The organism is Streptomyces monashensis (assembly GCF_001866665.1).
GTDB lineage: Bacteria > Actinomycetota > Actinomycetes > Streptomycetales > Streptomycetaceae > Streptomyces > Streptomyces monashensis.
In genome coordinates, this window is sequence record NZ_MLYO01000059.1 from 17,777 (window position 1) to 30,545 (window position 12,769).

General features: G+C 70.5%; 11 protein-coding genes. 7 read left to right on the plus strand and 4 right to left on the minus strand.

The annotated features are described in order from the left end of the window. Positions 1–19 precede the first annotated feature (19 nt). The 3 genes from BIV23_RS31550 to BIV23_RS31560 all read right to left on the minus strand — a co-directional run bounded on the left by BIV23_RS31550 (position 20) and on the right by BIV23_RS31560 (position 2,024). On the minus strand, positions 20–487 hold the full coding sequence (locus BIV23_RS31550) for a methylated-DNA--[protein]-cysteine S-methyltransferase (protein WP_245790733.1): 468 nt from the start codon (positions 485–487) through the stop codon (positions 20–22). 110 nt (positions 488–597) lie between these two features. Continuing rightward, entirely contained in the window at positions 598–1,449 is an 852-nt protein-coding gene (locus BIV23_RS31555) for an Ada metal-binding domain-containing protein (protein WP_071384398.1), read from the minus strand. Further along, positions 1,446–2,024: an RNA polymerase sigma factor gene (locus BIV23_RS31560; protein WP_071384399.1), complete on the minus strand. Its 579-nt coding sequence runs from the start codon at positions 2,022–2,024 to the stop codon at positions 1,446–1,448. The genes BIV23_RS31555 and BIV23_RS31560 overlap by 4 nt, the downstream gene beginning before the upstream one ends. A gap of 306 nt (positions 2,025–2,330) precedes the next feature. On the opposite strand from BIV23_RS31560, the gene BIV23_RS31565 reads away from it, so the two are divergent. Then, entirely contained in the window at positions 2,331–3,983 is a 1,653-nt protein-coding gene (locus BIV23_RS31565; RefSeq protein WP_071384400.1) for an FAD-dependent monooxygenase, read from the plus strand. Between the two features lie 152 nt (positions 3,984–4,135). Here BIV23_RS31565 and BIV23_RS31570 read toward each other — a convergent pair whose 3' ends face one another. After that, positions 4,136–4,987 carry a fumarylacetoacetate hydrolase family protein gene (locus BIV23_RS31570; RefSeq protein WP_071384401.1) on the minus strand — a complete coding sequence of 284 codons (852 nt, stop codon included), beginning with the start codon at positions 4,985–4,987 and terminating at the stop codon, positions 4,136–4,138. 314 nt (positions 4,988–5,301) lie between these two features. Between BIV23_RS31570 and BIV23_RS31575 the strand changes: the two genes are divergently transcribed. The 6 genes from BIV23_RS31575 to BIV23_RS31600 all read left to right on the plus strand — a co-directional run bounded on the left by BIV23_RS31575 (position 5,302) and on the right by BIV23_RS31600 (position 12,755). Next, positions 5,302–6,255, plus strand: a complete 954-nt coding sequence (locus BIV23_RS31575) for a VOC family protein (protein WP_071384402.1) — start codon at positions 5,302–5,304, stop codon at positions 6,253–6,255. Between the two features lie 149 nt (positions 6,256–6,404). Beyond that, entirely contained in the window at positions 6,405–7,859 is a 1,455-nt protein-coding gene (locus BIV23_RS31580; RefSeq protein WP_245790734.1) for an MFS transporter, read from the plus strand. 312 nt (positions 7,860–8,171) lie between these two features. Further along, on the plus strand, positions 8,172–8,981 hold the full coding sequence (locus tag BIV23_RS31585; RefSeq protein WP_071384404.1) for a 2-amino-3,7-dideoxy-D-threo-hept-6-ulosonate synthase: 810 nt from the start codon (positions 8,172–8,174) through the stop codon (positions 8,979–8,981). Beyond that, positions 8,978–10,081, plus strand: a complete 1,104-nt coding sequence (locus BIV23_RS31590; RefSeq protein WP_071384405.1) for a 3-dehydroquinate synthase II — start codon at positions 8,978–8,980, stop codon at positions 10,079–10,081. The genes BIV23_RS31585 and BIV23_RS31590 overlap by 4 nt, the downstream gene beginning before the upstream one ends. Next, complete coding sequence (locus BIV23_RS31595; protein ID WP_071384406.1) at positions 10,078–11,001, plus strand: bifunctional transcriptional activator/DNA repair enzyme AdaA; 924 nt, start codon at positions 10,078–10,080, stop codon at positions 10,999–11,001. The genes BIV23_RS31590 and BIV23_RS31595 overlap by 4 nt, the downstream gene beginning before the upstream one ends. An 11-nt stretch (positions 11,002–11,012) precedes the next feature. Continuing rightward, complete coding sequence (locus BIV23_RS31600) at positions 11,013–12,755, plus strand: AMP-binding protein (RefSeq protein ID WP_071384407.1); 1,743 nt, start codon at positions 11,013–11,015, stop codon at positions 12,753–12,755. The last annotated feature ends 14 nt before the right edge of the window (positions 12,756–12,769 follow it).

The window sequence follows — 12,769 nt, forward strand, 5'->3', positions numbered from 1 at the left end:
CCGCACACCCGCGGGTGGCTCAGCCGGCCGCTTCCAGGTCGAGGAGGTACTTCTTGGCGGCGGATCCCCCCGCGTATCCGGTGAGTTGACCCGAGGCACCCACGATGCGGTGGCAGGGGAGGACGACACACAGCGGGTTGGCGCCGAGCGCCCTGCCGACCGCCCGGGCGGCCTTGGGGCGGCCCAGTCGCTTCGCGAGTTCGCCGTAGGTGCTGGTGCGGCCGTAAGGGACGAACTCCTCCAGCCCCACGACGGTTTCCCGGACGAAAGCGGTGGCCCTGCGCAGATCCAGCGGAAGCGTGAACGTCCGCAGCCGGCCGCCGAGGTACGCGTCGAGCTGGGCGCGGGCCTCGTCCAGAACGGCCCGCTGGGCCGGTGTGGCGTCCCACGGCACCGTCAGCCGGTCGGGCACGCGCGGCTCCGCAACATCCGGTGTGCGGAATCCGCAGTACACGAGGGCCTCGCCGGTGGCCGCAAGGGTCAGCATGCCGACAGGGGTGGGATGACTGACGGTCACGGGATCGTCGGCGCACGGTGGTTCAGCCAGGGGCATTACGGAGTTCTCTCTCTTCCGGTTCTGTCGGACAGCGGGCGGTCTCAGGCGGTGAGGGGCCGGCAGCTGCGGCATGCGCGATATCCGGCCTGTCGGGCCTCTGAGGCGTTGTGGAACGGCCGCTGGTGCCGCGGTGTGATGCGGCGGGCATGCGCGCAGGTGGGATGGCAGTAGATGTGTGTGGTGGCGCTGCCCAGCAGGAAGGCGCCTCGCCGGGCCAGCTCTGCCAGCCGTGTCATGTCGATGCCCTCGGTGGCCCGCAACGCTTCTCCTGTGCCGGGCGGATACGCGGCATCACAGGGCGTGCCGTCCTCGCCCGTGATGCGGTGGCAGGGAATCAGCAGGACCGCCGGGTTCGCCGCGAGTGCCCGGCCGATGATGTCACCGCCTTCGCACTCGCGCTCGCCGCGTTCACGCTCGCCGCGCTCACGATCGAGGCCCGCCTCCCTGGCGATCCAACTTACCGGACGCAGCTGCCCCTTGGGGACGGTCCGCACGGCGTCCAGGACCGCGCGCTGTTCCGTGCCGACGTGTCCCATGTCGATGGCCAGGTTCTTGGCGCGCCCGGTGCGCACGGCCGTGCGCAGCCCGGGGAACGGTGTCGTGGCACGGATCGCGGTCCGTCGGGTCCGGCTCCGGTGCAGTTCCTCGAACCCGTCGGGTCCGGTGACCATCGTCTCCAGCATCGCGCCGGTGACCGCATGCGGGCCGAAGGCGACGTAGAGTCCGCCGGCGTCCGTGTCGACCCGCACATAGCTGTCGTACCGGTCCCGGGCGATCCCTGCCCGCCGCAGCACGCGCAGCCTGAAGTCCGCCGGAGCGGGGGAGGCGAGGGCGGCCAGCGCTTTCTCCAGTTCCGGCGCTGACGGCAGGGGCCCTTCGTCGTCCGGTCTCATCGCAACACCTCCCTCGTGGGCGGGGCCTTGGCGTCGAGCAGCTGACGCAGACTGTCGATGCCCCGGGAGACCTGTGCCTTCACGGTCCCGACCGGACATCTCCGAGCCTCGGCGATCTCTCCGTAACTGAGGCCGACCACATGTCTGAGCACGACGGCGATGCGGGGGTTCTCCGGCAGCTCGGTCAGTGCAGACACCAGCCGGACCCGGTCCTCGGCCGTCGCCACCCGCTCTTCCGGGCCGGGAGCCGTGTCGGGCCAGGCCTGGCAGGCGTCCTCGACCGGCGTCGTGGACACCGGGCGGCGCACGTTCGTACGGACGTGGTTGCGCCAGACGTTGGCCGCGATGGTCATCAGCCAGGCGCGTGGCCGTAGTTCACGGCGGCGCTGGAGCTCGTAGCCCCGCAGCGCGGCGTAGGCGCGTAGGAACGTCTCCTGTCCCAGGTCGTCCGCGTCGGTGGCCGACCCCGAGACCCGGAACAGGAACGTACGGACCGCCGCGGAGTGGACGCGTACGAGTTCCGTGAAGCCGTCGTCGAGATCCACCGCCAGGCGCTCGGGCAGCTGCTCGTCCATCACTGGTCAGAACACCCCGGTTTCTCCGAGAGTCGCACAGGACGTCATGGCGTGCGGGCCACCACCGGGCCTCAGCTCTCCTGCCCTGCCGAATCCACTGTGCGGCGGGTGCCGCCCCGGCGCTGGCGTGATTCAGACACGGCGTTCGGCGCTGCGCCGCGGCCTGGGCGCGAGGGCCGGCCGCGGGCCCCGGGGGGCTCGTTCGGTCCGGTGATTCGGCGGCAAGTTCCAGGACGTGTCGGGGCTGCTCGATTGCGTACCGTTCCCGGGACAACACCCTGTGACTCGGGATGAGGACGGTCTGACATGGACATCGCGGTGCGGGCCCCCGTCGTCATCGTCGGCGGGGGGCCGGTCGGGCTCGCTCTCGCTCTCTTCCTCGACGCCCAGGACGTGGCGAGCGTGGTGTGCGACGAGGGCGACCCGTCCTTCGCCCATCCACGGGGCAACACCCACAACGCGCGCACCATGGAGCACTACCGGCGGCTCGGCATCGCCGACCGGGTACGCGCCCTGGGCCTGCCCGAGGAACATCCCACGGACGTCGCGTACTTCACCCGTTACAGCGGCTTCGAACTGGCACGGCTGCCGATGCCGTCGAGCGCGCAGAAGCGCAAGGCCGTCGCTTCGGCGCCGCGGACGGACCAGGTGCCCGAGCCGCTGCACCGCGCCAATCAGATGTACGTCGAGCGGTTCCTGGTCCGGCACGCGCGGGCCCGGCCCCGCATCACCCTGCGGTACGGGTGCCGGGTCGAGGGGATCCTCCCGGACGGCGCGGGCGTGACCGTGCGGCTCCGGGGCGGCGAACGGCTGCGGGCCCGCTACGTCGTCGGCTGCGACGGCGGGCGCAGCCTGGTGCGCCACTCGGCAGGGATCTCCTACTCCGGGCAGAGTTCGCTCGACCAGGACATCCTCGGCCGACGGGCCACCGCGGCCCATCTGCGGCTGCCCACCCTGCGCCGGGAGTTCCTCGGCGGGCGGGACGCCTGGAGCTACTGGGCCGTCAACGCCGAGGTCGTCGTCAACCTCTTCTCCCTCGACGGAACGGACGAGTACAGCCTGCTGACCAGCTCGCTGGATCCCGACTTCTTCGACGCACGGCAGCTCGCGCGCATCGTGCGGCAGGCGGCGGGAGCCGACCTACCGGTCCAGGTGCTCGGCCATCGGCCCTGGACGCCGGGGGCGGCGCTGGTCGCCGAGAGTTTCGGCACGGAACGCGTGTTCCTCGCCGGGGACGCCGCCCATCTGTTCACCCCCACGGGCGGGTTCGGGATGAACACGGGCATCGACGACGCGGCGAACCTCGCATGGAAACTGGCTGCCCGCGTGCACGGCTGGGGCGGGGAAGGCCTGTTGGACAGCTATGCCGCGGAGCGTCGCCCCGTCGCCCTGCGCAACACCGCCGCGGCCCGGGAACTCAACCGGAATCTCGCCGGCCTGCAGCGCCCGGCCGTACTCGACGACGACTCGCCCGAAGGGCGCGCCGCGCGCGAGGCGCTGGGGGCCCGGCTGGGGGGCTTCGGCGAGCAGTTCGGGTCCCTCGGTGTCCAGCTGGGCGCGCGCTACGACGGCTCTCCCGTCATCGTCGGTGAAGATCGCGACGATCCGCCCACGGACTGCCTCACCAGCTATACGCCGAGCAGTGTCCCGGGCGGTCGCGCCCCGCATCTGTGGCTGGACGAGCGGCGGGAGAGGGGCGGTTCGCTCTTCGACCGGCTCGGCCCCGGCTTCACACTGCTGCGCCTCGGCGGGCGGCCGCCCGCCTGCGACGCGCTGCGGGCGGAGGCCGCCGCTCGCGGCATCCCGCTGACCGTCCTGGACATACCCGACGGGGCGGCACGTGACCTCTACGAACGCGACCTGGTGCTCATCCGCCCGGACCAGCATGTCGCCTGGCGCGGCAGCCGGCTGCCGGAGAGCGTGGGTGCGCTGCTCGCCAGGGTGTCCGGCAGCATGTGAGGTCCGCGGACCGGCCGGCGCGCGCGGCGGATACGGCGACGGCGCACGCGGCTCCCGGCAGTACCGGAGGTGTGACGCCACCCCGTCCGCCAGGAGCTTCGTCGTTGCCGTGCGACGGGATCCGGCGGCCCGCCCGGGGACCGCGAGGGGCCTCAGGAGCGGCGGTCCTCGTGGGCCACGACCTGCTGGCGCTGCTCTCCCAACCCTGCCACCGAAAGCCGCAGGCTGTCCCCGGGCTTGAGGAAGCGGTTGCGGGCGAAGCCGACACCGGCGGGCGTGCCCGTGGCGATCACGTCTCCGGGCAGCAGCGTCATGAAGCGGCTGAGATACGCCACGACATGAGCGCAGTCGAAGATCATCTCACTGGTCGATCCCGCTTGCATGATCTCGCCGCTGACCTCGGCGGTGAGTTCCAGGTTCTGCGGGTCCGCCACCTCGTCGGCGGTGACGAGCCAGGGACCGAGGGGGCAGAAGGTGTCGCTGCTCTTTCCCTTGACCCATTGCCCGCCGCGCTCCACCTGGAAGGCGCGCTCCGAGACATCGTTGACCACGCAGTATCCGGCGACGTAGCGCTGCCAGTCCTCCTCGGCCACGTACTGCGCCTTCTGCCCGATGACCAGTCCGAGTTCGACCTCCCAGTCCCCTTTCTCCGCGCCCTTGGGGAGTACGACATCGTCGTACGGGCCTGAGATCGACGTCGTCGCCTTCATGAAGACAACGGGTTCGGACGGGATGGGCTTGCCCGTTTCCCGTGCGTGGTCACGGTAGTTGAGGCCGATGCACACCACTTTCGAGGTCCCCGTCAGACAGGGGCCGATCCGTTCACCCTCGTCCACCAGCGGCAGGCTCTCCGGAGCGATGCCGCGCAGTCGGCTCAGAGCCTCGGGTGCCAGAAGCTCAGGGGTGATGTCCGCGTGGATCCCGCTGAGATCGCGGACCCGGCCGTCCTGGTCGAGGATTCCCGCCTTCTCACGGCCGGGCTGTCCGTAGCGCACCAGCTTCATGCAATCCGCTCCTGCCTGCCGACCGACCGGGCTCGACACCCGCGTCGGAGTCGTGTGAGCCGTTGGGAGCCACAGCCCGCCGGGGCCGCCCGCCCCAAGGCAGTGACGGGCCGAGTCTCGGTCCGGCGGGCGGCGCCCGGCACTCCGACCCTTGCGGTCGAACTCACCGGCCCGTGCCTCGATCCACCGGCCCGCGCCTGGACCCACCGGCCCGCGCCCCGCGGATTTCGACAGCAACATGCAGAGCGTGTGCGCCACAGAACGCCTTCTACGGTTGACCGACGGTAAGCAGCCCGCCGCTCCGGGAGATGACCATGGGAGAAAGCTCGCCTGCCCCGCAGCCCACGCGCCGAACGGGACTTCTCGGTGTACATTCCCTCGACAGCTTCAGCCTCGCCGTTCCCGATCTGGCGGTGGCGGAGGGGTTCTACCGCGATTTCGGCCTCACCGTGACGGAGCGGGGAAACGGCCTCGGCCTGTTCACGGACGACAGCACGCACTGCTGGGGCAACTTCTCCGAAGGCCGGACCAAGAAGCTGAAGCACCTCTCCTTCGGTGTGTTCCCCGACGACCTGCCGCGGTTCGCCCGGAGGCTGCAGCATCAGGGCATCACGCGTCTCGACCCGCCGGCCGGAACCGAGAGCGACGGCGTGTGGTTCCAGGACTGCGACGGACTGCTGATCGAGCTGAGGGATGCCGGGAAAAGCTCCCCGAACGAGAAGTCACGGACCCTCATGCCGGCTTCGCCTCCCGGGACACGGTGCGCTCCGCTGCGTTCCGAAACCGGACAGGTCAGACCGCGCCGGCTGCAGCACGTCCTGATCTTCACGCGGAACGTGGACCGGGCGGTCGAGTTCTACGGCCGGGTGCTGGGCCTGCGGCTGTCGGACCAGGCCGGCGAGGTCGCCTTCATGCACGGCGTGCACGGCAGCGACCACCACCTGCTGGCATTCGCCGCGTCGAACGGGCCCGGGTTCCACCACTGCAGCTGGGACGTCGCCTCCGTCCACGACGTCGGCCTCGGGGCGATGCAGATGGCCGACCAGGGATTCAGCGCCGGCTGGGGCCTCGGACGGCACGTTCTCGGATCGAACTATTTCCACTACGTCCGCGATCCGTGGGGCAGCTACTCGGAGTATTCGGCCGCAATGGACTACATTCCCTGCGGGATGGACTGGTCCGCGCAACAGCACAAGCCGGAAAACGGCTTCTACCTCTGGGGACCCGAACCCCCCGAGGGATTTGCCGTAAACGGCGAGGTCGCATAGCGGCGGCCCCAGGGGGTATCCGGTTGACGCCGTGCGCGCCGGACGAACACCACGTCCGAATATCGCCAGCTCCGCTCCTTCGGCTCCGGTTGACTTGAGTCCGCGACACGGGTCACGTCGCCGCGTTCGAACGGTCAGAGAGGGAGTCGATGACTGAGGCAACACAGAGGCCGCAACACTCCGGGTGGCTGCTGACGGCGTTACTGGGCGGAATGTTCCTGGGCAACGTGGACATCGCCATCGTCAACATCGCCACCCCCTCGATCCAGCATCATCTGCACGCCTCTGGGGCCGAGCTGGAGCTGATCGTCTCCGGCTACACCCTCACGTACGCCGTGCTGCTCATCACCAGCGCACGGCTGGGCGGTGCGCGCGGCTACCGGCGGATGTTCCAACTCGGTCTCACGGTCTTCACCTTCGGGTCGCTGGCCTGCGGCCTGGCGCCGACGCCTGTCCTCCTGGTGGTCGCCCGGGTCGTCCAGGGGGCCGGTGCCGCGCTGCTCACCTCGCAGGTGCTGACCGGTATCCAGCTCAACTTCCAGGGCCCCGCCCGCAGCCGTGCCCTCGGGCTGTACACGGCGGTGCTGTCGGGCAGCGCGGTGTTCGGCCAGGTCATCGGCGGTGTTCTGGTCTCGGCGGATCTGTTCGGGACGGCCTGGCGCCCGATCTTCCTGATCAACGTCCCGCTCGGACTCTGCCTGATCGTGGTCGGCTGGCGCTTCCTTCCGGCGGACGGACGGCGCGGCACTCAGCGCATGGATCTGGCGGGTGTGGCCGTCCTGTCCGCGGCGCTGCTGCTGCTCGTCCTGCCCATGGTGCTGGGCCGCGAGGCGGGCTGGCCCGCGTGGACGTGGATCTGCTTCGCCGCGAGCCTGCCCGCCCTCGCGTGGTTCGTCGGGGTCGAGCGCCGTGTGGGCCGGCGGGGAGGGCAACCACTGATCACGCTGTCCCTCCTCACCCGCAAGCCGGTGGTGTACGCCCTGGTCTCCCAGGCCGCCACCCGGGCCACGTACTTCGCCCTGCTCTTCGTGCTGGCGCAGTATCTGCAGGCGGGACTCCACAAGAGCGCCACCTACTCGGGCCTCGTCCTGGTGTCCTGGGTGGCCGCCTTCGGTGTCTCCGGCCCGCTGCTCGACCGCATGCCCGCCGCTGTCAAGCGCCGGGTGGCCCCCCTCGGCACCGTGCTGCTCGCGCTCGCCTTCGCAGGCATCGGTGTGGGGGCGTGGGCCGGCACGACGAGCGGCGTGCTGCTGACGGCCCTGCTCGGTCTCGGCGGGCTGGGGTACGGAGCCGCGTTCAGCGGCACGCTCACCCATCTGACCAGCGCGGTGGAGGACCGGTACGCGCCGGACATGAGCGGGCTGTTCAACACCACCCTTCAAGTCGGCGGCGTGCTGGGCGTCGCGCTCTTCGGCACCGTGTACCTGGATCTCGCTCCGAGCGGCGGGCGCGCGGCAGCGGTGCACGGCTTCATGGTGATCACCCTCGTGCTGAGCGCTGTCGGATTCGCCGCGGCGGCCCTGGCGCAACTGGCGGTCCTCAGCAGGCGCACCGCACCCGCCGCGGCGAGCAGCACCCCCGCCCGGACCAAGACCGCGACGTAACGGGCCGCGGCAGTCCGTCCGTCATCGCGGGTGACGGCATACCCGAGCGGCGTGGGCCACCATCCGGCCCGCGCCGCTTTTTCATGCCTGCGTCGGAACCGGGTATTCCCGTTCTCTGTAGCGGCTCTATGCAGCTTCTGGTGCCGTCGATGGCAGGATGTTTTTCAGCGGAAAACCGGTATCGACGAGCCTCACAAGCAGAGCGTCGTCGTGGGTGCATTCAATCTACACGTGGCTGCCGACCGGCGTGCCGATGTGCAACAAAGAGCGGACGGCGGCCCCGGTATCTGTTGCACAAAGGAGTGCCCGACCATGAGATCTTTTTCCACGGGAAAATCATTGCGTCTGGCAAGGCTGTCCGGTCATGGAGACGGGCGCTATCTGTTCATTCCCCTCGACCACTCCGTCTCGGACGGGCCGATCGCCAAGGCCGACCGCTTCGACGCACTGGTCCGCGACGTCGTGGCCGGCGGTGCCGACGGCATCGTCGTGCACAAGGGCCGGGCGCGGGTCATCGACCCCGAACTGCTCTCGCGCTGCTCCCTGCTCGTCCACCTGAGCGCCAGCACCGCGCACAGCCCGGACGTCGACGCCAAAGTCCTGGTCGGCGATGTCGAGGACGCCATCCGCCTCGGGGCCGACGCGGTGAGCGTGCACGTGAACATCGGATCGGACACCGAGGCCGCCCAGATCGCCGACCTGGGGACGGTCGCCACGGCCTGCGACCGCTGGGGCATGCCCCTGCTCGCCATGATCTACCCGCGCGGCCCCCGGGTCACCGACCCCTCCGACCCCGCTCTGCTCTCCCACGTGGTCAACATCGCCGCCGACCTCGGAGTCGACATCGTCAAGACGGTGGTCGCCACGCCGACGGAGCGGATGGCCGAGGTCGTCGAAAGCTCCCCCCTCCCCATCGTCGTGGCCGGCGGTGCCCACGACGGCAGCCTCGCCGACTTCGCCACCTCCGCCCTTGCCGTCGGATGCCGCGGCCTTGCCGTCGGGCGCCGGGTGTTCGGCTCGACGGCACCCCGCGCGACCGTCCTCGAACTGGCCGGGATCGTCCACGGTCCCGCCGGTTCCCTCCTCTCCACCTCCTCTCCGCGAATGGCAGGTGCCCTGTGAAGCTCAGCTGGATTGATGTGCGATCGATCGGCACGGCGAAGGAAGCCGTCATCGAAGAGGCGATCCATGCCCGGATCGACGGGATCCTCACATCCGACCCGGCGGACCTGGCTTCCCTGCCGCCCACGGTGAAGAAGATCCTCTTCCCCCAGGGACAGACCCTCCCCGACGATTTCGGGGCCGCCGACGTGGTCGTCGTCGACCCGGCCAAGCACGGGGAACCGGCGGAACTGGCGCTGCGTCACCCCGAGCTGGAATTCGGCCGCTACGTCGAGATCGTCGACGCCGAGACGCTGGAGGAGGCCTGCCGCTCCGGCCGTACGGACAAATGGAGCCTGCTCGACTTCCGCGACCCCACGAAGATTCCGCTGGAGATCGTGATCGCGGCGGCAGCCAGGGCGGAGGGCAGCCTCGTCACCGTCGCCCACGACGTCGAAGAGGCCGAGATCATCTTCGGTGTCCTCGAACTCGGCTCGGACGGTGTGCTCATGGCACCGGCCAAGGTCGGTGACGCCACCGCCCTGAAGAGGTCCGCCGAGGCCGGAGTACCGGATCTTGAGCTGACAGAGCTGGAGATCACCGCCACCGCACATGTCGGGATGGGCGACCGGGCCTGTGTGGACACGACCGCCTACTTCGGCAAGGACGAGGGCATCCTGGTCGGCTCGCACTCCAAGGGCATGATCCTGTGCGTCAGCGAGACCCATCCGCTGCCCTACATGCCCACGCGGCCCTTCCGCGTCAACGCCGGAGCCATCCACTCCTACACCCTCGGGCAGAACGAACGCACCAACTACCTCAGCGAGTTGACGGCCGGCAGCAAGGTCACCGCCGTGGACGTCCACGGCCGGACCAGGCTGGTCACCGTGGGCCGCGTCAAGATCGAGAGCCGTCCGCTGATCTCCATCGACGCGGTCGGCCCCGACGGACGCACGGCCAACCTGATCCTCCAGGACGACTGGCACGTGCGTGTGCTGGGCCCGGGCGGTGCCGTACTCAACAGCACCGAACTCAAGCCGGGAGACAAGGTGCTCGGCTATCTGCCCGTCGCCGACCGGCACGTCGGCTATCCCATCAACGAGTTCTGCCTGGAGAAATGAGCGCCGTGCGGGAAGAGGAGTCCGAAGGGGCGCGGTGGGCGGCGCGGCCGGCCGGGGACTTCGCCGACGACGACGCACGCTGGCGCGCGGTGCTGCGGCGCGACCGCCGCGCCGACGGGGCCTTCTGCTACTCGGTGGTGACGACCGGCACCTACAGCCGCCCCTCGTGCGGCTCGCGGCATGCGCACCGCGCCAACACGGTGTTCTTCGCCGACCCGGCCGCGGCGGAACGGGCGGGCTTCCGGCCCTGCCTGCGCTGCCGTCCGGACAAGGCCTTACGCGACACCCATGTCGAGACAGTCATACGGTCATGCCGGGTCATGGAGGCTTCCGGGCCGACCCCGTCGCTCGGTGAACTCGCGGACGCGACGGGCTTCAGCCGGTTCCACTTCCATCGCGTCTTCACCTCACGGATGGGAGTGACACCCCGGCTCTACGGTGTCGCCTGCCGCGGCGACCGGCTGCGGCGGGCCATCCACCGGACGCCGACCATCACGGAAGCCATCTACGAGTCGGGATTCAACTCCAGCGGAAACTTCTACGCCCTGGCGCAGAACCTCCTGGGCATGACCCCCACCGCCTTCAAGAACCGTGGGCGCGGGGTGCGCGTGCGCTACGCGTTCGCCGAGTGCCAACTCGGCCACCTGCTCGCCGCCACCACCCGCGCGGGCGTCTGCTCCCTGCTGCTCGGCCCGGACCCGAAGAGCCTGCTGCGGCGGCTGCGCGACCACTTCGCCGCAGCGGAGATGACCGCCGCGGACCGTGGCTTCAACCGGCACCTGGCCGACACCCTGCACCGGGCCGCGCCCCTCGCGGCCGGCCGGGGCATCCCCTGGGACATCCGCAGCAGGGCCCTGGCCGAGTGGGTGCGCACAGCGCTCGCCGGAACACCGGAGCAGGCATCCTCCACCGAAGGCTGAGAGGCACGCAGATGTACCTATTCGGGACCCATCGGTCCGTCGCCGAGCGCCTGCGGCTGACCGCCGATCGCCGCCTCGGCGCGGGCAACTTCTTCTGGCACGCCTGGCAGATCGCGAGCGACCGGGACAGGCCTCTCCTGTTCCACCCCGACACCACCTCTCCCACCTGGGACGACGCAGAGATGCCCGGCATGTCCCTCAACGACATGCGGGTCACCGTCATCCGGTACGCGCACTGGTACCGCGCGCACGGCGTCCTGCCGTCGACCCACGTCGGGCTCTACACCCGTCATGGCCTGTACGGTCTGCTGCACCACATAGCGATCACGAGCCTCGGCGCGGTGGCCGTGCACTGCAACCCGGACATGGCCAGGGAAACCGCTGCCGAGTACTTCCGGCGCACCCGCACCACGGTGCTCGTCGGCGACGCGGACCTGCTCGCCGCGTGCGCCGACGTCTGGGCCAGGCCCCAGGGCGCCTCGGCCAAGACCGTACTGACGGAAGACATCCGGCGGCTCGACGAGACGGCCCCGCGCCCGTCGGGATTGATGCCCGGCTTCCCGTACGCGCACGGGGGCGACGACCTCGTGATGATCTCGCACTCGTCCGGGACCACCGGCCGGCCCAAGGCTCCGGTCTTCACGCACGCCTCGTTCTTCGACGGCAAACGCGAGCGGTTCTGGACGTTCCCGTCGCTTCGCTCCGACCGCATGCTGACCGCACTGCCGCACAGCCACTCGGCAGGCATCAGCTATCTGAGCATGGCTTTGCTGCTGGGGATTCCCACCCTCGTGCTGGACGGCGCGGACGGCGACCTGGTGGCCCGGGCGATCAACCGCTTCCGCCCCACGTTCGTCCTCGCCTTCCCGCTGACCCTGGCGGAGATCGACGTCGCCCGGATCACCCCGTACGCGGCACGGTCCGTCCACTCCTGGAACGGGATGGGCGACGCCTCGCACGAGCGGCACATCCGCCCGCTCACGGCACTCGGCACACGGCGCGAGGGACGCCGCAGGCTTACCGGCTCGCGCTACGTCGACGGCCTGGGCTCGTCCGAGATGGGCATGGTGCTGTTCCGTACGGTCCACACCCCGCAGACCGCCGAGTACGGCCGTCTCATCGGCCGCCCGGTCAAGGCCGTGCGGGACGCCGCCGTCCTCGACGAGCGGGGCCGCCCGGTCCCCGACGGCGAGGCCGGGCTGCTGGGCGTACGCACCCCCAGCGTCACCCCGGGCTACTGGGACGACCCGGCCCTCGGCCAGGAATCCCTCAGCAACGGCTACTTCCTGACAGGAGACGTCGTACGGCGCGAGCCCGACGGCCGCTGGTACCACCTCGACCGCACCCCGGATGTGATCCGTACCGCCGAGGGCCCCGTCTACAGCCTTCCCCTGGAGGAGTCGGTGCTGCTGACGACGCAGGCACTCGACGCGGCAGTGGTGGCCGTCGACGATCCCGACCACCCGGGGCGGTCGCTGCCGGCCGCGGTGGTCCTGTTCCGCGGCACGCCCGACGCCGAGCCGGGAGCCCTGCTCGGCCGGTGCAACGCCGTGCTCGCCGAGCAGGGGCTCGCCCCGCTCGCCGGGCTGGTCGTGGCGGCGGACCGCGGCGCGCTGCCGGTCGGTCCCACCGGCAAGGTGCTCAAGCGCCGGCTGCGCGAGGACCACCGCGACCTGCTGCGCCGCCCTGCCGAGGGGCCCGTGGCGCACGACCGCGGGACATCCCCGCGGACCGTGCCCGAGGCCGTCGAGTAGCCGCCTTCGACGGA